Genomic DNA, 22044 nt, shown 5'->3' on the forward strand with positions numbered 1-22044 from the left:
AATGAACCCTAGCCTGACTGAATCACCCGCGCTGTCACGGCGCGGCGTACTGAAAATCGGCCTGTGCGCCAGCGCCTTCCTGGCCACCGCCGGGCTGGGCGCCAGCCTCAGCGGCTGCTCCAGCAGCACCCCGGCCAGCGGCTTTGCGATGTTGCGCAGCAGCGACCTGCCGTTTTTGCGGGCGGTGATCCCGGTGCTGCTGGAAGGCGTGGCCAGCGCCGACGTGGTGGTGGCCGGCATCGACGACACCCTGAAAAAACTCGATTTCAGCCTGCAACACCTGTCGCCGGAGATGTTCAAGCTCACCCAGCAACTGTTCGACGTGTTGGGCATGGCCATCACCCGCGGGCCGCTGACCGGCGTGTGGGGAAGCTGGGAAAACGCCAGCAGCGAGCAGATCCGCACCTTCCTGCACCGCTGGGAAAACAGCTACCTGAACCTGCTGCGCATGGGCCAGGGCTCGTTGCTCAAGCTGGTGATCATGGCCTGGTATTTCCGCCCCGAGTCCTGGGCGCATTGCGGTTACCCCGGCCCACCGAAAATCTGATTCGCATCCCGATAAAAACAAGAGAAGACCCTGATGCCTGTACCTGACGTATTCCGCGATGGCATGGCCCGCGGCTGGAAGACCCACAATGGCGCCGCCCTCGACCAGGACCTGACGCTGGAAGCCGACGTCGCGATCATCGGCAGCGGCGCCGGCGGCGGCACCACCGCCGAGATCCTCAGCGCCGCCGGCTACAAGGTGCTGTTGATCGAAGAAGGCCCGCTGAAAACCAGCAACGACTTCAAGCTGCTGGAGGACGAGGCCTACGCCAGCCTCTACCAGGAAGGCATCGGCCGCATGAGCAAGGACGGCGCAATCACCATTCTGCAGGGCCGCGCCGTCGGCGGTACCACGCTGATCAACTGGACCTCCAGCTTCCGCACCCCGGACCCGACCCTCGCCCACTGGGCCAGCGAGTACGCGGTGAAGGGCCACAGCAGCGCCGAGATGGCGCCCTGGTTCGAAAAAATGGAACAGCGCCTGGGCATCGCGCCCTGGGCCGTGCCACCGAATGCCAACAACGACGTGATCCGCAAAGGCTGCGAAAAGCTCGGCTACAGCTGGCACGTGATCCCGCGCAACGTGCGCGGCTGTTTCAACCTGGGGTATTGCGGCATGGGCTGCCCGGTCAATGCCAAGCAATCGATGTTGGTGACGACCATCCCGTCCACCCTGGAGAAAGGCGGCGAGTTGTTGTACCTGGCCCGCGCCGAACGCCTGAAATTCAGCGGTGACACCATCACCAGCCTCGAATGCGTGGCCATGGATCAGTACTGCGTGGCCCCCACCGGCCGCAAGATCACGGTCAAAGCCAAGCACTACGTACTGGCCGGCGGCGGTATCAACAGCCCGGCGCTGCTGATGCGCTCGGATGCGCCCGATCCCCATTCACGCCTGGGCAAACGCACCTTTTTGCACCTGGTGAATTTTTCCGCCGGGCTGTTCGACGAGGTGATCAACCCGTTCTACGGGGCGCCACAGTCGATCTACTCCGATCACTTCCAATGGCAGGACGGCACCACCGGCAAAATGTCCTACAAGCTCGAAGTGCCGCCGCTGCACCCGGGCCTGGCCAGCACCTTGCTCGGCGGCTACGGCACGCAGAACGCGCTGGACATGGGCCAGTTGCCCAAGACCCACGCCATGCTTGCCCTGTTGCGGGACGGCTTCCACCCCGACAGCCCGGGCGGCAGTGTTGAACTACGTGGCGATGGCACGCCGGTGCTCGACTATCAAGTCTCGCCCTACGCCTGGGACGGCCTGCGCCGGGCGTTTCACAGCATGGCGGAGATTCAGTTTGCCGGTGGCGCCAAGTCGGTGATGCCGCTGCACGGCGATGCGCGCTACGTGAACACCCTGGCCGAAGCCCGCAGCATGATTGACGGCCTGAACCTGGAATTGCACCGCACGCGGCTCGGCAGTGCCCATGTGATGGGCGGTTGTGCCATGGGTGAAGAACCGAAAAACGCCGTGGCGGACAGCCTGGGTCGTCATCACCAACTGCGCAATCTGTCGATTCACGATGGCTCGCTGTTCCCTACCAGCATTGGGGCAAACCCGCAGTTGTCGGTGTACGGATTGACGGCGCAACTGGCGACAGCGTTGGCCGAACGTCTGAAAACAGCGTGAAAAAACAGGGTATTCGTCATGTCTATAGTGCTTTCTTCTGAATAAGTCGACTTGGCCCACCGGTAATGCTGCGATACCATCCGGTTCCCCAACGGACTCCGCCAGGACGACGCGATGAACCGAGTGTTGTACCCAGGTACCTTCGACCCAATCACCAAGGGCCATGGAGATCTGGTCGAACGCGCCTCGCGCTTGTTCGACCATGTGATTATCGCGGTCGCTGCCAGCCCCAAGAAAAACCCGCTGTTTCCCCTGGAACAGCGTGTGGAGCTGGCCCGTGAGGTCACCAAGCATCTGCCCAACGTTGAAGTGGTCGGCTTCTCGACGCTGCTGGCGCATTTCGCCAAGGAACAGAACGCCAATGTGTTCCTGCGTGGCCTGCGGGCGGTGTCGGACTTCGAATACGAATTCCAGCTGGCCAACATGAACCGCCAACTGGCGCCGGACGTAGAAAGCCTGTTTCTTACGCCGTCGGAGCGTTATTCGTTCATTTCTTCGACGCTGGTGCGGGAAATCGCCGCGCTGGGCGGGGATATCACCAAGTTTGTGCACCCGGCTGTGGCGGATGCTCTAACCCTGCGATTCAAGAAATAATTCTGGTCTTTGGGCTTATTGTGGCGAGGGGGCTTGTCTGTGGTGAGCGGGCTTGCCCCGCGCTGGGCCGCGAAGCGGCCCCAATAAAGACGCCGCGTAGCTTCAGGTAAAATCCCGTCGCCTGGGTTGGGGCCGCTGCGCGCCCCAGCGCGGGGCAAGCCCGCTCACCACAACAAGCCCCCCTCGCCACAGGGGCGCCAATGCGGCACAATTGCGCGCATTAGTTTTCAGATGCCTTGGCTGACAGCCCTGGCAGGAGTTTCCATGTCCCTGATCATCACCGACGATTGCATCAACTGCGACGTCTGCGAACCCGAGTGCCCGAACGCTGCCATTTCCCAGGGTGAGGAGATCTACGTGATCGACCCCAACCTGTGCACCCAGTGTGTCGGCCACTACGACGAACCCCAGTGCCAGCAGGTCTGCCCGGTGGATTGCATCCCGCTGGACGAGGCTCATCCGGAGACGGAAGAGCAACTGATGGAGAAGTACCGGTTGATTACCGGGAAGGCCTAAGTCTGGCACCGCGGGCAAAACACACTTGCCCGCTGCCCCAGCGTCACACTGCGCAATTCGGTCCCACAGACCTTGCACGCCTCGCCACCGCGGCCATAGACGAACAATTCCTGCTGGAAATACCCCGGCTGCCCGTCGCCGCCGATAAAGTCCCGCAGCGTGGTGCCGCCGCGTTCGATCGCCGCGGCCAGGATGCGCTTGATCTCGATCGCCAGCTTCAGGTAACGCCCACGGGAGATGCCCTTGGCTTCCCGACGCGGGTCAATCCCGGCGGCAAACAACGCTTCCGTCGCGTAGATATTGCCCACGCCCACCACCACCGCGTTGTCCATGATGAACGGCTTCACCGCCATCGACCGCCCGCGAGACAGCTGAAACAGCCGCTCGCCGTCAAACAGGTCGGTCAACGGCTCCGGCCCCAGGCGAATCAGCAGCTCATGGTTCAGCGGGTCGAGGCTCCAGAGCATCGCGCCAAAGCGCCGCGGGTCGGTGTAGCGCAGGGCCAGGCCCGACTCCAGCTCGATGTCCACGTGTTCATGCTTGGCCGCCGGGCTGCCGGCTTCCACCAGCCGCAGGTTGCCCGACATGCCCAAGTGGCTGATCAAGGTGCCGACTTCGGCATTGATCAACAGGTACTTGGCCCGCCGCTCCACCAGCACGATACGCTGCCCGGACAGCCGCACATCCAGGTCTTCCGGGATCGGCCAGCGCAGGCGCCGCTCACGCACCACCACACGGCTGACCCGCTGGCCTTCCAGGTGCGGCGCAATACCGCGCCGGGTGGTTTCGACTTCCGGTAACTCGGGCATGTGTACCTCTTGGGGAAAGGATCAGTGCGCGCCCAGCTCGCGGATCGACAACTTCAAACTCTCGAAGTCGTAGTCCGACAGGCCGATATGGTCCAACACCAGCGGGCCGATGGCGTTCCACTCATGGTCATCCGCCTGGTTGCCCAGCACGCGATAGGACGCGCAAATGTGCTCGGCCATTTTCAGGATCGCCAGCAGGTTTTTCAGCTGCGGCTTGTGGTTGGACTCGTCGCTGAAAATCGCCAGGGCATTGTGGTGATTGGCAATGGCGTCGGTCACATGCTCCGGCAGGCGCCAGGATTTGGCGGTGTAGTAACCCACCACGGCATGGTTGGTGTTGAACACCCGGTTCTCGGTATCAACCACGCGGCATTCAGGGCCGGCGCTGGCATAGGCCTCTTCCAGCACGCTCATGTAATTGGGGAAACGCTTGAGCATCAACGGCACGCCGCAATCGTGGAACAGCCCCAATGCGTAGGCTTCATCAACGGCCTGGCTGCCGGTGCGCTTGGCCAGGGCCAGGCACGTCATGGCCACGTCCTGGGCGGTGTCCCAGAAACGGTTGAGGGTGACGATGGTGTCGTCGCTCATCTCGCCCTTGATCGACTGGGCGTTGATCAGGTTGACGATCGAACGGCTACCCAGCAGGTTCACCGCGCGCTGGATCGAGACAATCTTGTTGCTCAGCCCGTAATACGGCGAGTTGACGATTTTCAGCAGCGAGCCGGAGAGGCCCGGGTCCTGGCCGATCAACCGGGCAATCACTTCCAGGTCCGGGTCGGGCATGTACTGCTCCATCTGCAAATCCACCATGATTTGCGGTTGAGGCGGCACACTGATGCCTTGGAGGCTCTGTTGGATCTGTTCGGCGGATAGCTCTTGGGACATAGGGGGCACACTCTGGACTAGGCGGCGATTCTAACCTTTATAAAGCATTGGCCGACACCTCCCCCGCACATCCGGCGGCGCGGTCATTTCCTACGCAACACGGTATACTCCCGCTCTTTTTTCCGGAGCGACGTCATGTCCCTGCCAAGCCTGCGTCTCAAAGCCAACGCCGATCGTCGTTTGCGCAACGGCCACCTGTGGGTCTACAGCAACGAAATCGACGTGGCCGCCACACCTCTTCACGGCTTCCAGGCAGGCGACCAGGCGATCCTGGAAGCCGCCGGCGGCAAGACCCTCGGCATCGTGGCCATGAGCCCGAACAACCTGATCTGCGCCCGCCTGCTGTCGCGCGACATTAAGCTGGCGCTGGACAAATCGCTGCTGGTGCACCGTATCAACGTGGCCCTGTCCCTGCGTGACCGTCTGTTCGACAAGCCGTTCTACCGTCTGGTGTACGGCGATTCCGACCTGTTGCCGGGCCTGGTAGTCGACCGTTTCGGCGACATTCTGGTGGTGCAGATCGCTTCGGCGACCATGGAAGCCCATAAAGAAGACGTGATCGCCGCACTGACCCAAGTGCTCAAGCCAAGCGGCATCCTGTTCAAGAACGACTCTGCCGCCCGTGATGCCGAAGGCCTCAACCGCTACGTCGAAACCGTATTCGGCCTGGTGCCGGAGTGGGTTGCCCTCGAAGAAAACGGCGTGAAGTTCGAAGCCCCGGTCATCCAGGGCCAGAAAACCGGCTGGTTCTACGACCACCGCATGAACCGCGCCCGCCTGGCCCCGTATGCCAAAGGCAAGCGCGTACTCGACCTGTACAGCTACATCGGCGGCTGGGGCGTGCAAGCCGCGGCCTTCGGCGCCAGTGAAGTGTTCTGCGTCGACGCCTCCGCCTTCGCCCTCGACGGTGTTGAGCGCAACGCGGCACTGAACGGTGTTGCCGAGAAGATGACCTGCATCGAAGGCGACGTGTTCGAAGCCCTCAAAGAGCTGAAAGCCAGCGAAGAGCGCTTCGACGTGATCGTGGCCGACCCACCGGCCTTCATCAAGCGCAAGAAAGACATGAAGAACGGCGAAGGCGCCTACCGCCGCCTGAACGAGCAAGCCATGCGCCTGCTCAGCAAGGACGGCATCCTGGTCAGCGCTTCGTGCTCCATGCACTTGCCGGAAGATGACCTGCAAAACATCCTGCTGACCAGCGCCCGTCACCTGGACCGCAATATCCAGATGCTGGAACGCGGAGGCCAGGGCCCGGATCACCCGGTGCACCCGGCGATTGCCGAGACCCGGTATATCAAGAGCATTACTTGCCGGTTGTTGCCGAATAGCTAAGTAACATCGCGGACCAAATGTGGGAGCTGGCTTGCCTGCGATAGCATCACCGCGGGGTATCTGACATACCGAGGTGCTTGCATCGCGGGCAAGCCCGGCTCCCACACAAGTCCATATAGCTTCCCGCAACGGTTTTGATTGAATTCCATTTTTCGCAGACTAGTATCGGTTTCTGGTTTAACTCCGGAAAACAACAACAATGTCTGAGTCCTACGCCCAGCCCAACGGCGATGTAAAACGCCAACAATTCTCGCGCTTCGTCCTCATCACCTGCATCTCCCTGATCAGCTTTTTCCCGATCAATATCCTGCTGCCCTCCTTTCCTGCCCTGGCCGTGAAGTTCGACACTTCAACCGCCGAGGTCGCCTTATCCATCAGTTTGTTCACTCTGGTATTTGCGATTTCCCAACTGATCGCCGGCCCGCTTTCCGACAAATTCGGACGCAAGGAAGTCCTGCTGGGATGCATCGTTGTTTCCACCCTCGGCTCGATCGGCTGCGCACTCGCAACCAGCTACCCGAGCTTCCTGCTGTTTCGCGCCGTCCAAGCCATTGGTTGTGGCTTTTTTGTACTCGGCCATGCGCTGGTGGAAGACCTGTTCGAAGAACAGGACCGCGCCCGCATCCGTATCTATTACATGACCTTGAGCGGATCGTTTGTTGCGCTGTCGCCGCTCTTGGGTTCGTGGCTGCAAACCACATTCGATTGGCAGGGCAGCTTCTACGGGTTTGCGGTAATGGCGCTGGGCATGTTTATCCACGCCTGGCTGATATTGCCGTCCAAGGCAGCCAGCCCTGAAAGAGCGCCCGTCTCGATCATCGCCACGCTGAAATCCATCGCCGGGAATCGGGACTTCATCCGCTATTGGTGGATCGCCGCGTTGGTATTCGCCTGTTACTTCGCCTTGATCAGCGTGACGCCGCTGATATTCATGGATGAGTTGAAGCTGTCCGAATACCAGTACGCGGCGGTACTGATGGTGTACGGCATCGCCTATCTGCTGGGTGGCGTTGCGGCGAGCGCCTTGCAAAAACATATCTCCCTCACGCGGCAAATCAACATTGGCCTGGTCCTGCTCGGCGTCGCCGGCGTGCTGCTGGCGCTGATCATCCGCTATGAGGCCATGACCACCATCAGCCTGCTCATCCCGATGCTGATCAGCGCCCTGGCCGTGACTCTGGTCCGCCCCGCCGCGATTTCTGCGGCGATGTTGCTGTTCTCCAGCAGCGCCGGCACCGCAGCCTCGGCCGGCAACAGCATCATGTTCATCACCGCCGCCATCAGCAGCGCCGCGCTCGCCCAAGCGGGAAGCAACCTGCTGATGACCATCGCCATCAGCTTCATCGTGTTCAGCGTCTGGGGTGTGGTGACGAACGCCCGAGTCGGTCGCTGACCGTGAAACTTGCACACCCACACGTCTCGTAAGCGCTATCTACACGCTCGCGGCCATTCCCTCCGGCCGCCAGCGGTGTAGAATCGGACCTATTCATCGCCAGTCATCCCCCGGCGGGTTTATGAGCTCAAGGCCAATGCGCACGGCGATCCCGCAGCGTTTGAGGCAACTTCCGGACACACGGCCATTTTCTGAGTGTTCCAGACGTCAATAGAAGCTCACTTCCCCTTTAGCACCTGATTAGCCGCCCGGAGTGTTCCATGCCCGATTACCGCTCGAAAACATCCACCCACGGCCGCAACATGGCCGGCGCCCGCGCTCTGTGGCGCGCCACGGGGATGAAAGATGACGACTTCAAGAAGCCGATCATCGCGATTGCCAACTCGTTCACCCAGTTCGTACCCGGCCACGTCCACCTCAAGGATCTGGGCCAACTGGTCGCCCGCGAGATCGAACGCGCCGGCGGTGTAGCCAAGGAATTCAACACCATCGCCGTGGACGACGGCATCGCCATGGGCCATGACGGCATGCTGTATTCCCTGCCGAGCCGCGAGATCATCGCCGACTCCGTGGAATACATGGTCAACGCCCACTGCGCCGACGCCATTGTGTGCATTTCCAACTGCGACAAGATCACCCCCGGCATGCTGATGGCCGCCCTGCGCCTGAACATCCCGGTGATCTTCGTCTCCGGTGGCCCGATGGAAGCCGGCAAGACCAAGCTCGCCTCCCACGGCCTCGACTTGGTCGACGCCATGGTCATCGCCGCCGATTCCAGCGCTTCTGACGAGAAGGTCGCGGAATACGAGCGCAGCGCCTGCCCGACCTGCGGTTCGTGCTCCGGCATGTTCACCGCCAACTCGATGAACTGCCTGGTGGAAGCCCTGGGCCTGGCCTTGCCGGGCAACGGCTCGACACTGGCCACCCACAGCGACCGCGAGCAACTGTTCCTGCAGGCCGGCCGTACCATCGTCGAGCTGTGCAAGCGTTACTACACCGAGAACGATGAGTCGGTGCTGCCGCGCAACATCGCCAACTTCAAGGCGTTCGAGAACGCCATGACCCTGGACATCGCCATGGGCGGTTCCACCAACACCATCCTGCACTTGCTGGCCGCCGCACAGGAAGCCGAGATCGACTTCGACCTGCGGGACATCGACCGTCTGTCCCGTCACGTGCCGCAACTGTGCAAAGTCGCGCCGAACATCCAGAAGTACCACATGGAAGACGTGCACCGCGCCGGCGGGATCTTCTCGATCCTGGGTTCCCTGGCCCGTGGCGGCCTGTTGCACACCGACCTGCCGACCGTGCACAGCAAATCCATCGCCGAAGGCATCGCCAAGTGGGACATCACCCAGACTGACGACGAAGCCGTGCATACCTTCTTCAAGGCGGGCCCGGCCGGCATCCCGACGCAGACCGCGTTCAGCCAGTCGACCCGTTGGGACACCCTCGACGACGACCGTGAAAACGGCTGTATCCGCAGCGTCGAGCACGCCTACTCCCAAGAGGGCGGCCTGGCCGTGCTGTACGGCAACATCGCCCTCGATGGCTGCGTGGTGAAAACCGCCGGCGTGGACGAGTCGATCCACGTGTTCGAAGGCCGCGCCAAGATCTACGAAAGCCAGGACAGCTCGGTACGCGGCATCCTCGCGGACGAAGTGAAAGAAGGCGACATCGTCATCATCCGCTACGAAGGCCCGAAAGGCGGCCCGGGCATGCAAGAGATGCTCTACCCGACGTCGTACCTGAAATCCAAAGGCCTGGGCAAAGCCTGCGCCTTGCTCACCGACGGCCGTTTCTCGGGCGGTACTTCGGGCCTGTCCATCGGCCACGCTTCGCCGGAAGCCGCTGCGGGCGGTGCCATCGGCCTGGTGCAGGATGGCGACAAAGTGCTGATCGACATTCCGAACCGTTCGATCAACCTGTTGATCAGCGATGAAGAACTGGCGGCCCGCCGGGTTGAGCAGGACAAGAAAGGCTGGAAGCCGGTGGAAAAGCGTCCGCGCAAAGTCACCACCGCGCTGAAGGCTTACGCCCTGCTGGCCACCAGCGCCGACAAGGGTGCTGTGCGTAACAAGGCGATGCTGGACGGCCTGTAAGCCTCGCCCATAAAAATGCCCCGCCAGGTGCGGGGCATTTTTTTGCCTGCTCGAATCAGAATTGCGGCGTGTAGGTCATGGTGAACATCACGTTGCGCGGATCGCCATAGTAGTTGCTGCCCCAGTTCGCGTTGTACGCAGGGATGTAGTACTTCTTGTCGAACATATTGTTCAGGTTCGCCGCCACGGTGAACTCCTGGTTGATCTTGTAGGCCACCCGCGAATCCCACAGCGCGTTGCCCGGCACACTGAACGTGCGGTCATAGGCGACGGTGCTGCTTTGCGCGGTGACGCCGGCGCCGACGCTGACTTTCTCCCAATCGCCCGGCAACTGGTAATCGCCCCACACCTTGAGCAGGTGTTTAGGGGTCCAGGTGCTGAAGATCTTGCCTTCGTAGGTGTCGTCCTTGAGGAATTTGGTGGTGTTGTAGGTGTAGCTGGAGACCAGTTGCAGGCCAGGCAACACTTCACCGCTCAAGGTCGCTTCAAAGCCCTGGCTGCGGACCTTGCCGGACGCGAGCGAGCAGTACCAGCCGCCACAGGCTTTGCCGCCTTGCAGGTCTTGAGCCGCACGATTTTCCTGGTCATAGCGGAAGATAGCGAACGACGTATTGAGCCGGCCGTCAGCCAGTTCGCCCTTCAGGCCCAGTTCGTAGTTCTGGCCCTCAATGGGCTTGAGCACAGTCAATGAAGTGGTCAGGTTGGTTTGGGGCTCAAAGGCGTCGGTATAGCTGGCATAGGCCGACCATTGGTCGTTGAGCGCATAAACCAGGCCGGCGTAGGGCGTGACGTGGCCATTGCTTTGCGTGGTGCTGCTGGTCGGGTCACCGTACACACCTTTGGCACCGCTCTCGTCCTTGTAGGAATAGTCATACCAACTGGTGCGCGCACCGAGGATCAACGTCAGCGGGTCCACTACTTGGAGGCGCCAGGTGCCATAGATCCCCTTCTGGCGAATGTCATACCAGCTCTTTGTCGCGTTCCCGGCCTGGAACAACTGGTTCCTGTCGCGCTGCGGCCGGTTGTGGTCGATGTTGAAGATGTCCGCACCCGGGGTTGCCGCGCGCGCCCAGAAATCATCCGTGGTGAGTTTGGAATAGTTGGCGCCCAGTACCATCTCCTGGCGCAAACCCAGGCCTTCGAACTTGCCGTCGACATACACGTCCACACCGCGACTCTTGGTGTTGAAGTCAGTGACCCAGTCCACGTAACGCACGGTGCCGCTGTCACCGGGGTTGGGGATGGTGTCCCACGTCGCCTGGTAGGTCGCGTCGTTGTGTTCATCCATGGCCACGAGGGCGGCCTTCACTTTCCAGTCATCGTTGAAGCGATGCTCGATATCGGCAAACACCTGGGTCTGGTTATTGACGTTGCGGTTCCAGCTGGCCCCCACAAACGTCGAGCGTGGCAAGCCGATATCGCTGCCATTGGCATAGCGTGGCAGCGACATGAAATTCGGGCGGGCGTGGCCTTTCTGGTTGCTGATGCCCACGCCGACGGTGGTGTCAGGGGTGAAGTCATAGTCGACGGCGGCATAGACCGTCTGGTTCCAGCTGCCCGCGTAGTCGACGAAGGAATTAGTGGTGTCGTAATCCGCCACAAACCGGCCGCGCAAGGTGCCCTCGGCATTCAGCGGGCCACCGGCGTCAACCTGGGTGCCGTAGTGATCCCAGGAGCCTGCCTTGGCGGTGATGGTAACCGTCGGCGCCGCCTGCCCGCGCTTGCGCACCAGGTTCATGGTGCCGCCGGGGCTGTTGGCGCCCTGTAGCAAGGCAGCCGGGCCGCGCAGGGTCTCTACCCGGTCGTAGATCGCCATGTTTTCAGTGAGGTAGCTGCCCAGCGCGTAGGTGTTACGCGGGATGCCCACACCGTCGTATTGCAGGGTGCCCACCTCGAAGCCTCGGGAGAAGATGAACATGCCGGGGCCGGGAGATTTGGTCGCTGTCAGGCCCGGGGTGCGCTTGACCACTTCGGAGAGCTTGGTGGTGTTCTGGTCATCCATCTGCTTGCGGGTCATGACACTGACCGATTGCGGGATGTCCTTGAGTTTCTGTTCGCCCTTGCCGAGGGTCACCGCGCCGGTGGTGTAGGAGCCGGTGCCTTCGGTTGTAGCGCCAAGGTGCTCGGCGCTGATGGTGGTGGCACCCACCTCAAGGGCTGTGCCTGATGACACACGCTTTTCCAGGGTCACGGTATCTGCGTTGATAAAGGCCGCACTCAACCCCGTCCCCGCAAGCAACCTCGCCAGGGCATCCCGTTGCCCCAGATTGCCACTCACCCCGGGCGACAGCAGCCCCTGCGTCAACTCGCTGGGCACCAACACCTGAAGCCGCGTCACCGCCGAAAACGCCGCCAACGCGCCGTCCAGGCTTTGCTCCTGGATATCGAAGCGGTAGGTCTGGGCCTGCGTGGTCTCGGCGGCCTGCAGGTACAACGGCGCAGTGCCGCAAGCCAAGGAAATGGCCAGCGTCAGCAAGGGCCGTGCGGCAAATCGGTGTGCCATGGGTGGTGCTCCCCGGTGCAAAAAGTCAGTGAACGGGCGCCGCACTATTTGAGAGTGCTTATTATTTACGCCTCAGTGATCAAGGACGACGGCTTGGGGAGAAACCCTGAAAGTTTTTTGAAAAAGATTCAGCTAGGACGCTTTGCCTTCGCGCAACACCAATAAATACGGGGTGTAATGCTCGGCGCTCAGGTTAAGGGTGTATTCCAGCGCCTTGATGACGGCGTCCGGCTTGTCGATCTCGAATACGCCGGACACCACGCGATCACGCAACGCGTCGCCGAGCACCAGCGTCTTGCCGGGCCAGTAGCGATTCAATTCGGCAACCACGTCAGACAGTGGCTGCTGGCGAAACACCAGTTGCCGCTGGCGCCAGGCAAAACCGCTGGCGGGGTCGAATGGGTGGACTACGGTCAGGCGTTGATCCTGATATTCCACCGCACGACCTGGCTCCAGGTACACCGGCTCACCCACGCCGGAACTGACCTGAACCTTGCCTTGGGCGACCAGCACCTGAGTCTGCGCCTCACGGCGGGCAACACTGAATTGCGTACCCACCACCTTCACCCAGCCATCGCCGGACTGCACCACGAAGGGCCGTGAGGGATCCTTGGTCACGCTGAAAAAACCTTCGCCTCGCAGCAGACGAATCTGACGCTCACCGGCACTCATGCGGACCTGCACAGCGCTGTCCGTGTTGAGCTGCAGTTGCGAGCCGTCCGCCAGTTCGACCGTGCGCGATTCACCAGTACCGGTGGAATAGTCGGCCCGCAGGCGATCCAGCCATGGCGTGTTTTGCAACGTCAGGCCGACCGCCAAAAGCATCGCGGCAGCATATGCCCAACGCCGTACCGGCTTGCGCCAGGCGGCTTGCTCGGCCCGGCGAATCAGCCGCGCCGGTTCGCGCAGGCCGCCCAGCATCGCCTGGACTTCCTGCCACGCATCATCCTGGGCGGCGCCCTGCCCCAGCCACGCGGAAAAGGCCTCGATTTCGGCCGCCGTAACGTCGTCGGCCTGGAGCCGGAAATACCAGCCGGACGCTTCGGCAAACAACTCGTCGGCAGTGGGTGCGGCGATCATGACCGGCGTCCTTGTTCATCACAGGCCAGTCGCGCCTTGATAAAGGCACGGCATTCGATCAAGGCCCGACGCAATTGGTATTCCACACTGCGCGGGGTGATCGACAGACGTTCGCCAATCTCGCGGTAGGAAAGTTCGTCGACATGATAGAGCAGGAAGATCTGCCGAGTCGCTTCGGGCAGCGCCAGGATCGCATCCTGCATCAGTTGCTCCTGTTGATAGGCGGCCAATTGCTCGTCGGCACCTGGGCTGCTGCAGGGCAGTTCTTCACTGGGCTCGCCGGCATCCAGGCGCTCACGGCGGATGGCCTGGCGCTGATGGTCGCGCACCAGGTTGCTGGCGATGGTGAAGAGGAACGCCGGGAGGTTGTCGATCTTCTCGCCGGAGTCCAGCCGGGCCAGGCGCAGGAACGATTCCTGGGTCAGGTCGGCGGCCACCTGGGCGCTGCCGGTGCGGCGGGTGACAAAGGCTTCGAGGGCCTTCTTCTGCTCCGCAAACAGGCGCGCGATCTGAGAATTCCAGGAGAGCACAGCACTACCTTGAGAAGAACGGGATGTTCAGGAAGTGCGCACGCTAGCAGAGGATGAGATTGGTTCGCAATTGATATCTATTTTTGCTGGGGTTTTGCTGTGCTGCTGATGGCCTCATCGCGGGCAAGCCCGGCTCCCACATCGACCGAGTTGCCTGAGCGAACTCGGTCGATGTGGGAGCTGGCTTGCCTGCGATGGCCACGCCTCGGTATTACTGAATTTCGTCCGGCTTGACGATCACCCAGTTTTTATCCGCGGTCACCGGCAACCCTTCCTTGGCCTGGGCCGCAGCGTGCTTGGCCATCATGCCGTTAAGCTGGGTCATGTATTTGTCCTTGCGGTTGACCCACAGGTGAATGCCGCCCTTGGCCACGTCCACGTCATGGAACAGCATGTAGCCGTCACTGCTTGGCGTGTCGCCACCGACGATCACCGGTTTTTTCCACTCGTCGATATAGGTCAGGATCGCCGCGTGCTTGCCGGCCATCCAGGTCGCCGGGGTCCACAGGTACGGGGTCAGTTCCAGGCCGAGGTTGGCCTTCTCGTCATACTTGCCGGCGGCAATCTGTTTGCGTGCGGTGGTCAGCTCGCCGGTCTTGCGGTCTTTCAGCAGGGTGGTCACGCCGATGACGTTCTCGGGTTTGACGTTGTAGCCGTACTTCGGATCGGCCGCGACCATGCGCACCAGTTCCTCGGACGCGGCGGTCATCACGTAGACCTCAATGCCGTTTTCCATCAGCTTGTTGAACAGTTCAGCCTGGCCGGTAAAGACTTTCGGCGGCTGCACTTCCATGTTCTTGACCACGTCACCTTCGTAGTAGGTGACCGGTACCGGCTTGCCCGACGCCATCATCTCGTCGACGTAGCCCTTGAGTTCCTTGAGGGTGAAGCCGGAGAAAATCTGCGCGACCCATGGGTAGCACACCATGTCGTCGACTTCGCACAGGCGGTAGTAGTAGCTGAACAGGCTTTCCTTGTGGTCGGCGGTATCTTTGAACGGGATCAGCTTCAGGGAAGGGTCCATGGTGTCGCGGGTGATCAGGCCCTTGTTTTCCAGGTACGGCAGCAACGATTCTTCAAGGTCGTAGCGGTAACTGGTGTTGTCCATGTCGAACACCGCGAAGTTGCCCTTGTTGGCATTGGCGGCAATCATCGTGTCCAGTTGCTTGGCGGCAGCCGCCGGCCAATGTTTCAACTCGGTGGCGGCAAAGGCCTGGCTCGCAAGGCCCAGGCACAGCGCGGCGGCAAACAGTTTCGGCGCTAGCTTCATGTGCGTTTTCTCCCTGAGTGAAAGACATCGACGCTAACAAATCTGTGTGACAGTTATCGCCCGAGCGCGACCGCTTTCGTCGTGATCGCGCCAACGCCATACGTCTGGGCGTCACTCGCTTATTCCAAAAACGACAGTCGACATGCGATAACGTTATTAAATCAATATATTTCAAGCTGTTAGGCTTGCCGGTTCGCAATCGCAGGCTCACGCGATTGGCTGTCTTCTCAACGGAGCTTCAATGAATCTGCCCCTGATTCTCAACTTACTGGTGTTCGTGGCCCTGTTGCTGGGCCTGGCACAAACCCGCCGAACCCACTGGAGCCTCGCCAAGAAGGTGTTGTTTGCGTTGGTACTCGGCGTGATCTTCGGTGTGGTGCTGCACGCGATTTACGGTGCTGGCAACCCGGTACTCAAGGCCTCGATCGGCTGGTTCGACCTGGTCGGCAACGGTTACGTGCAGTTGCTGCAAATGATCGTGATCCCGCTGGTGTTCGCCTCGATCCTCAGCGCCGTGGCTCGCCTGCATAACGCCTCGTCCCTGGGCAAGATCAGCTTCCTGACCATCGGCACGCTGCTGTTCACCACAGCGATCGCGGCGCTGATCGGTATCGGCCTGACCAACCTGTTCGGCCTCACTGCCGAAGGCCTGGTGGCCGGCACTCAGGAAATGGCGCGCCTGCAAGTGATCCAGAGTGATTACGCGGGCAAGGTCGCCGACCTGAATATCCCGCAACTGCTGCTGTCGTTCATCCCGCAGAACCCGTTCGCCGACCTGGCCCGGGCCAAGCCGACATCGATTATCAGTGTGGTGATCTTTGCTGCATTCCTCGGGGTCGCCGCGCTGCAACTGCTCAAGGATGACGTGGAAAAAGGCCAGAAGGTCCTCAACGCCATCGACACCCTGCAAGCCTGGGTAATGCGCCTGGTGCGCCTGGTGATGAAGCTGACCCCGTACGGCGTATTGGCGCTGATGACCAAGGTGGTCGCCAGTTCCAACCTGCAAGACATCATCAAGCTCGGCAGTTTTGTAGTGGTCTCGTACCTGGCCCTGGGGCTGATGTTTGTGGTGCATGGCCTGCTGCTGTCCCTGGCCGGGATCAACCCGCTGCGGTTTTTCCGCAAGGTCTGGCCGGTGCTGACGTTTGCCTTCACCAGCCGCTCCAGCGCCGCGAGCATCCCGCTGAGCATTGAAGCGCAGACCCGTCGTTTGGGGATTCCGCAATCCATCGCCGGTTTTGCCGCCTCGTTTGGCGCGACGATTGGCCAGAACGGTTGCGCAGGGCTTTACCCGGCGATGCTGGCGGTGATGGTTGCGCCGACGGTGGGCATCAACCCGCTGGATCCGCTGTGGATCGCGACGCTGGTGGCGATTGTGACCTTGAGTTCTGCCGGCGTGGCGGGTGTGGGCGGCGGTGCGACGTTTGCCGCGCTGATCGTGCTGCCAGCGATGGGCTTGCCGGTGTCACTGGTGGCGTTGCTGATTTCGGTAGAGCCGCTGATCGACATGGGCCGTACGGCGTTGAACGTGAACGGTTCGATGACGGCGGGGGCGATTACCAGCCAGATCATGCAGCAGACGGATAAAGAGCTGTTGAATGCGGATGAGCATGCGGAGTTGGCGCAGGCCTGACAGACCGCTATCGCCGGCAAGCCGGCTCCTACATTTGGACCGTGTTCTTTAAAACAACCCGGTTAACTGTAGGAGCCGGCTTGCCGGCGATGCTTTTAGGCTTTTTCCCAAACCTCAAAGTTGTACGCCGGCTTGTCACCCTCAGCCGCATTCTCGACGTTCGACACCAGCTTCCACTGGTTCAAATCAAACTCGGGAAACCACGCATCGCCTTCCGGGCTCAACGCCACGCGCGTCAAATACAGGCGATCCGCCTGCGCAAGCCCCTGCGCATACAACTGCGCGCCGCCGATCAGCATCAGCTCATCCACGCCCTGCGCCTTGGCCCATTCCTCAGCCCGCTCCACTGCTGCGTCCAGTGACGGAAAAACTTCCGCACCTTCCAGCGCCAGATCGGTCTGACGGCTGACCACAATGTTCAACCGGCCCGGCAACGGTCGACCCAGGGAATCCCAGGTCTTGCGCCCCATGATGATCGGCTTGCCCAAGGTGGTGGCCTTGAAATATTTGAAATCCCCCGGCAAATGCCAGGGCATGCTGTTGTCGACGCCGATCACACGGTTTTCACCGAGGGCTGCGATCAGGCTTAAAGGGAGAGTTTTTTTCATGGCGACGAGAATACCAGAGCCGCGCGCGGCATACCCCAACCGGCGTTTCAGCGGTTATGCTCCAGGCTCACTGGCTCAACAGGACGACGCGTGACAGCTCTGAACCCCCTGCAAAGACTCTGGCTGACCGAAACCGTGCGCCTGCGCGAGGAACACGCGGGCGCGCTGGAAGACCAGGAAGCCAATCGCCTGGCCCGCAGCACCGGCGGTGACTTGCCCACGCGCATCCAAAACCGTGCGCTGTGGCTGGCCGAGCGCGATGGCCTCACCGCTGCCCTGCTCCGCTGGCTGCAAGGCGCGCGCCTGGCGCTGATCCTGCTGGCAGTGGTCGCCATTCTCAGCGGCGCCGGGCTGGCCTTTGCCGCGCTGGGCAACGGCCTCGTGCCGGTGAATGTGTTCTGGGCCCTGGGCAGCCTGCTGGGTTTGAACCTGATCCTGCTGTTGAGCTGGGCCCTGGGCCTGCTGTTTGCCGGTGAACACAGCGCCAGCCTTGGCCGCCTGTGGTTATGGCTCAGCGAAAAACTTGCCCGCGACGCCAAGGCCGCGCAACTGGCGCCCGCCCTGCTGCTGATGCTGCAACGGCGCAAACTCAATCGCTGGGCGGTGGGTGTGCTGGTCAACAGCCTGTGGTTGCTGGCCCTGCTCAGCGCCATGGTGATCCTGCTGACGCTGCTGGCCACCCGGCGCTACGGCTTCGTCTGGGAAACCACCATTCTGCAGGCCGACACCTTTGTCGCCGTCACCCAAACCCTCGGCGCCCTGCCCGCCTTGCTGGGCTTCAACGTACCCACTGTCGAGATGATCCGCGCCAGCGGCGATGCCGCCCTGAATATCGAAAGCGCCCGCCAGGCCTGGGCCGCCTGGCTGGTGGGCGTGCTGCTGGTGTACGGTATCCTGCCGCGGCTGATCCTCGCGCTGCTGTGCCTGTGGCGCTGGAAACGCGGGCGCGCAGGCTTGAGCCTCGACCTTAACCTGCCCGGTTACAGCCAACTGCGTGAACGGCTGATGCCCAGCAGCGAACGGCTTGGGGTCAACGATGCGGCGCCCGAACAGTTGCACCACGTGACCGGCGGCGTCAGTGAACTGGAAAGCGATGGCGCCCTGTTGGTGGCCATCGAACTCGACGACCAACGCCCGTGGCCGCCGAAGCTCCCGACCAGCGTCAAGGACGCGGGCATCCTTGACAGCCGCGAATCCCGCAACAAGCTGCTGGAACAGCTCACTCGCTTCCCGCCCGCACGCCTGGCCATCGCCTGCGACCCACGCCGCTCGCCGGATCGCGGCAGCCTCGCGCTGATCGCCGAACTGGCCCGCAGCGCCACGGCTACCCGGGTCTGGCTGCTGCAAGCGCCGGCCGGCCAAGCCCTGGACGCAGAACGCCTGGGTGATTGGCACACAGCACTGCAACAGCTGGAGATTCCATTCGCCGATTGCGCGCCGCTCACTTGGCTGGAGACCGGTCATGACTAAGCCCCTGAAACTTGCGGTGGTCGGCCACACCAACGTCGGCAAGACCTCGTTGCTGCGCACCCTGACGCGAGACGTCGGCTTTGGTGAAGTCTCCCATCGGCCCAGCACCACCCGGCATGTCGAGGGCGCACGCCTGTCGGTGGACGGCGAAGCGTTGCTGGAGCTGTACGACACGCCCGGCCTGGAAGACGCCATCGCCCTGCTCGACTACCTCGAACGCCTGGATCGCCCCGGCGAACGCCTCGACGGCCCGGCACGACTCGCGCGCTTCCTGGAGGGCAGTGAAGCCCGGCAGCGTTTCGAACAGGAAGCCAAGGTGCTGCGCCAACTGCTGGCGTCCGACGCCGGGCTGTATGTGATTGATGCCCGGGAGCCGGTGCTGGCCAAGTACCGCGATGAGCTGCAAGTGCTGGCCAGTTGCGGGAAACCGCTGCTGCCGGTGCTCAATTTTGTCAGCAGCGCCGACCACCGCGAGCCAGACTGGCGCGAAGCCTTGGCCCGCCTCGGCCTGCACGCACTGGTGCGTTTCGACAGCGTCGCGCCACCGGAAGACGGCGAGCGCCGCCTGTATGAGAGCCTCGCTCTGCTGCTGGAAAACGCCCGTGGGCAACTGGAGCGGCTGATCCTCGACCAGGAAGCCCAGCGCCAGGCACGCCAGCAAAGCGCGGCGCGGCTGATTGCCGAACTGCTGATCGACTGCGCCGCCTGCCGCCGCAGCGTGGTCAGCGAAGCCGACGTGGAACAACACGCCATCAGTGAACTGCGCAAAGCCGTGCGCCAGCGCGAACAGCGTTGCGTGGAAGCCTTGCTCAAGCTGTTCGGCTTCCGCCCGCAAGATGCCGCCGCCAGCGACTTGCCGCTGCTGGACGGCCGTTGGGGCGATGACCTGTTCAACCCCGAAACCCTCAAGCAACTGGGCGTGCGGGTCGGTGGCGGCATCGCGGCCGGCGCCGCAGCCGGTGCAGGCGTGGACTTACTCGTGGGCGGCCTGACCCTCGGCGCCGCCGCCCTCGCCGGAGCCATCGCCGGTGGCGCCCTGCAAACCGCCCGCAGTTACGGCAGCCGCCTGCTGGGCAAGATCAAGGGCCAACGCGAGCTGACCGTTGACGACAGCGTGCTGCGCCTGTTGGCCCTGCGCCAGCGGCAACTGCTCAAGGCCCTGAACCTGCGAGGCCATGCGGCAATCCACAGCATCAAGGTCGACACGCCTCAAGACAAGACCTGGCGCGAAGGCAAGCTACCGGAAGCCCTGAACAAGGCCCGCGCCCATCCGCAATGGTCGTCCCTCAACCCTCATCCCAAATTGAGCCAGGCTGAGCGCCAGGAACAGATCGAAGCCCTGGCCCAGCGCCTCGACGAGACTTAAGCCGCCAACAGCTGCCGGGCCTTGGACTTCAACACTTCAAGGTCCAGCACCGGCACGTGCATTTCCTTGGCCTGTTCATCCCAGTGACGCATGCGCAAACTCACGGCGCACAGCGGGTCCTGCTCAAACGCCCGGGCTTCTTCGGCCGTCATCACACCGCCCTGGTAGCCCAGGGTGCGACGGCTGGCTTCGCTCAGGCGCGCGTAGTAGTCCGGCTGGCTGAAGGTCAGGTAACGCTTGGCCTGCACGTGGTACTCCACGAGTTTGGCCATGCGTTCGCTGAAGCCTGCCCGGCGCAGAAAGTCGGCGCCCAGCCGTTCATGGCTGACCACGCCATAACCGCCCATGTTCTCGCCACCTTGACCGCAGATGTGCCCGATATCGTGGAAGAACGCTGCCAACACCACTTCATCATCGAAGCCTTCAGCCATGGCCAACTGCGCGGCCTGGGACATGTGCTCGATCTGCGACACCGGTTCACCGATGTAGTCGGCGGTGCCATGTTGTTCGTATAAGCCAAAGACTTCGGTGATTGCCTGTTCAGCGTTCATCACGCATTCCCCCACAGCTCTGTGATATTGCGCTCGGCCATCGCCGGCCCGACGCTCATGCCCACACCGGTGTGCATCAACGCCGCACTCACCCCCGGCGCCGCCCGCAGGAATGAAAACGGCCCCGGCCCACGGGAACCATAGACGCCCTGCCAGCGCTCCACGACCTGGATCTTGCAGCCCAGGGTGTGTTCGGCCAGTTCGATCATCCAGTTGTCCACCTGTTCGGCGTTGAATGGCGATGGATCGCTGCCGTAATGGTGGGAATCACCGATGATCAGCTCGCCATAAGGCGTTGGGCTGATCAGCAGGTGGATGCCGTTTTCATGCAGGTGCGGGACGTCCCGCAGGATCTCGGCCTGCACCGGCACGGCTTCCGGCAAGTCGGCGAAGGCACCGTAGTGCACGCAACTGAGCCCGGTCAGCAGGGCGTGTTGCAGGTTCAACTCCACCTGTGGCCGGGCGCGCAGCATTTGCAGGCGGCAGATTTGCGGGTTGAGTTCGGCGATCTGCTCGGCCAGCAACGTCTGGTAGTCGTGGCCGGAGCAGACAATGATCTGCTCGCCGCGAAAGGAACCGGCAGTGGTGTGCACCTGGCCGGGCTCGATGTCGCGCACCAGGGTGGAGAAGTGAAACTCCACGTTGAGTTCGCGGCTCAGGTAGTTGATCAGCGCCGGGAGGGCTTCGCGGGAATACAGTTGTTGATCGTCCAGGCCATGGAGGGCGGCGCGGTGATGTTTGAACTGGCCACCGTACAGGTCGCCCAGGGCGGCGCCTTGCAGCAACTCGACACGATAACCGTGCTCCTGGGCACGCCCGGCGCAGAAGGCTTCAAGCAGGTGCTCTTCGGCTTCGGTGCGGGCGAACAGGTAGGAGCCGTTGCGCTTGAGCTGAATACCCGCCAGTTGTGCCCATTGGCCCCAGATATCGTGGCTTTCCCGCGCCAGGTCGAGCATCGGACCGGGCGGCTGGCCGGTGACCAGGGCTTGGCCGAAGTTGCGCACCGAAGCACCCAGTGGCGTGGCGCTCCGCTCGAAGACCTTGACCTTGAGGCCGCGTTTGGCGGCCGCGTAGGCGTGGGACAGGCCTAGGATGCCGGCGCCGATGATCAGCAGTTGTGTCATGAAGTGATGTCCTGAATTTGAGACCGCTATCGCAGGCAAGCCAGCTCCCACATTGGAAGGTATTCACAATCCAAAATGTGGGAGCCGGGCTTGCCCGCG

At 62.2% G+C, this 22044-nt stretch carries 19 protein-coding genes; 10 read left to right on the forward strand and 9 right to left on the reverse strand.

Annotated features, from left to right (window positions below; all coding sequences use genetic code 11):
* Position 1: 1 nt before the first annotated feature.
* From MUM_RS0105210 to MUM_RS0105225, 4 genes are all read left to right on the forward strand, one after another.
* A complete protein-coding gene (locus tag MUM_RS0105210; protein WP_010167737.1) occupies positions 2 to 547 on the forward strand; it encodes a hypothetical protein in 546 nt (181 codons plus the stop codon).
* A gap of 33 nt (positions 548 to 580) precedes the next feature.
* On the forward strand, positions 581 to 2176 hold the full coding sequence (locus MUM_RS0105215) for a GMC family oxidoreductase (protein WP_010167740.1): 1596 nt from the start codon (positions 581 to 583) through the stop codon (positions 2174 to 2176).
* A gap of 114 nt (positions 2177 to 2290) precedes the next feature.
* On the forward strand, positions 2291 to 2770 hold the full coding sequence (coaD, locus tag MUM_RS0105220; RefSeq protein WP_003176711.1) for a pantetheine-phosphate adenylyltransferase: 480 nt from the start codon (positions 2291 to 2293) through the stop codon (positions 2768 to 2770).
* Positions 2771 to 3034: 264 nt separating this feature from the next.
* Positions 3035 to 3286 carry a YfhL family 4Fe-4S dicluster ferredoxin gene (locus MUM_RS0105225; RefSeq protein WP_003213796.1) on the forward strand — a complete coding sequence of 84 codons (252 nt, stop codon included), beginning with the start codon at positions 3035 to 3037 and terminating at the stop codon, positions 3284 to 3286.
* Here MUM_RS0105225 and mutM read toward each other — a convergent pair.
* Together mutM and MUM_RS0105235 are read right to left on the reverse strand one after the other, a co-directional pair.
* Complete coding sequence (gene mutM, locus MUM_RS0105230; RefSeq protein ID WP_010167752.1) at positions 3283 to 4095, reverse strand: bifunctional DNA-formamidopyrimidine glycosylase/DNA-(apurinic or apyrimidinic site) lyase; 813 nt, start codon at positions 4093 to 4095, stop codon at positions 3283 to 3285. The genes MUM_RS0105225 and mutM overlap by 4 nt on opposite strands.
* 21 nt (positions 4096 to 4116) lie before the next feature.
* On the reverse strand, positions 4117 to 4929 hold the full coding sequence (locus MUM_RS0105235; protein WP_177324986.1) for an HDOD domain-containing protein: 813 nt from the start codon (positions 4927 to 4929) through the stop codon (positions 4117 to 4119).
* Positions 4930 to 5118: 189 nt separating this feature from the next.
* On the opposite strand from MUM_RS0105235, the gene MUM_RS0105240 reads away from it, so the two are divergent.
* From MUM_RS0105240 to ilvD, 3 genes are all read left to right on the forward strand, one after another.
* The gene (locus tag MUM_RS0105240; protein ID WP_010167754.1) at positions 5119 to 6315 is read left to right on the forward strand and encodes a class I SAM-dependent rRNA methyltransferase; all 1197 of its coding nucleotides are present in this window, start codon (positions 5119 to 5121) and stop codon (positions 6313 to 6315) included.
* A 199-nt stretch (positions 6316 to 6514) separates the two neighbouring features.
* Positions 6515 to 7708 (forward strand): MFS transporter, encoded by a 1194-nt coding sequence (locus tag MUM_RS0105245; protein ID WP_010167755.1) that lies wholly within the window; start codon positions 6515 to 6517, stop codon positions 7706 to 7708.
* A 260-nt stretch (positions 7709 to 7968) separates the two neighbouring features.
* Entirely contained in the window at positions 7969 to 9810 is a 1842-nt protein-coding gene (ilvD, locus tag MUM_RS0105250) for a dihydroxy-acid dehydratase (protein WP_010167756.1), read from the forward strand.
* Between the two features lie 55 nt (positions 9811 to 9865).
* Here ilvD and MUM_RS0105255 read toward each other — a convergent pair whose 3' ends face one another.
* The 4 genes from MUM_RS0105255 to MUM_RS0105270 all read right to left on the reverse strand — a co-directional run bounded on the left by MUM_RS0105255 (position 9866) and on the right by MUM_RS0105270 (position 15193).
* On the reverse strand, positions 9866 to 12313 hold the full coding sequence (locus MUM_RS0105255; RefSeq protein WP_010167757.1) for a TonB-dependent siderophore receptor: 2448 nt from the start codon (positions 12311 to 12313) through the stop codon (positions 9866 to 9868).
* Between the two features lie 132 nt (positions 12314 to 12445).
* Complete coding sequence (locus tag MUM_RS0105260) at positions 12446 to 13393, reverse strand: FecR family protein (protein ID WP_010167758.1); 948 nt, start codon at positions 13391 to 13393, stop codon at positions 12446 to 12448.
* Positions 13390 to 13923, reverse strand: coding sequence for an RNA polymerase sigma factor (locus MUM_RS0105265; protein ID WP_010167759.1), 534 nt, complete (start codon positions 13921 to 13923; stop codon positions 13390 to 13392). Before MUM_RS0105265 ends, MUM_RS0105260 begins: the two co-directional genes overlap by 4 nt.
* Positions 13924 to 14134: 211 nt before the next feature.
* Positions 14135 to 15193 carry a phosphorylcholine phosphatase gene (locus MUM_RS0105270; protein WP_010167760.1) on the reverse strand — a complete coding sequence of 353 codons (1059 nt, stop codon included), beginning with the start codon at positions 15191 to 15193 and terminating at the stop codon, positions 14135 to 14137.
* Positions 15194 to 15434: 241 nt separating this feature from the next.
* Here MUM_RS0105270 and MUM_RS0105275 point away from each other — a divergent pair, with 241 nt between their 5' ends.
* Positions 15435 to 16826 carry an L-cystine transporter gene (locus tag MUM_RS0105275; protein ID WP_010167761.1) on the forward strand — a complete coding sequence of 464 codons (1392 nt, stop codon included), beginning with the start codon at positions 15435 to 15437 and terminating at the stop codon, positions 16824 to 16826.
* Positions 16827 to 16921: 95 nt separating this feature from the next.
* On the opposite strand, the gene MUM_RS0105280 is transcribed toward MUM_RS0105275, so the two are convergent.
* Positions 16922 to 17434, reverse strand: coding sequence for a dihydrofolate reductase (locus MUM_RS0105280; protein WP_010167763.1), 513 nt, complete (start codon positions 17432 to 17434; stop codon positions 16922 to 16924).
* Between the two features lie 90 nt (positions 17435 to 17524).
* Between MUM_RS0105280 and MUM_RS0105285 the strand changes: the two genes are divergently transcribed.
* Together MUM_RS0105285 and MUM_RS0105290 are read left to right on the forward strand one after the other, a co-directional pair.
* Entirely contained in the window at positions 17525 to 18904 is a 1380-nt protein-coding gene (locus MUM_RS0105285; RefSeq protein ID WP_010167765.1) for a DUF2868 domain-containing protein, read from the forward strand.
* Entirely contained in the window at positions 18897 to 20270 is a 1374-nt protein-coding gene (locus MUM_RS0105290) for a DUF3482 domain-containing protein (protein ID WP_010167767.1), read from the forward strand. Before MUM_RS0105285 ends, MUM_RS0105290 begins: the two co-directional genes overlap by 8 nt.
* Here MUM_RS0105290 and MUM_RS0105295 read toward each other — a convergent pair.
* Positions 20267 to 20821: a phosphonate degradation HD-domain oxygenase gene (locus tag MUM_RS0105295; protein ID WP_010167769.1), complete on the reverse strand. Its 555-nt coding sequence runs from the start codon at positions 20819 to 20821 to the stop codon at positions 20267 to 20269. The two genes, MUM_RS0105290 and MUM_RS0105295, sit on opposite strands and share 4 nt — an antisense overlap.
* Positions 20821 to 21945, reverse strand: coding sequence for a TIGR03364 family FAD-dependent oxidoreductase (locus MUM_RS0105300; RefSeq protein WP_010167771.1), 1125 nt, complete (start codon positions 21943 to 21945; stop codon positions 20821 to 20823). Before MUM_RS0105300 ends, MUM_RS0105295 begins: the two co-directional genes overlap by 1 nt.
* Positions 21946 to 22044: the final 99 nt, after the last annotated feature.

The organism is Pseudomonas sp. PAMC 25886 (genome assembly GCF_000242655.1).
Lineage (GTDB): Bacteria > Pseudomonadota > Gammaproteobacteria > Pseudomonadales > Pseudomonadaceae > Aquipseudomonas.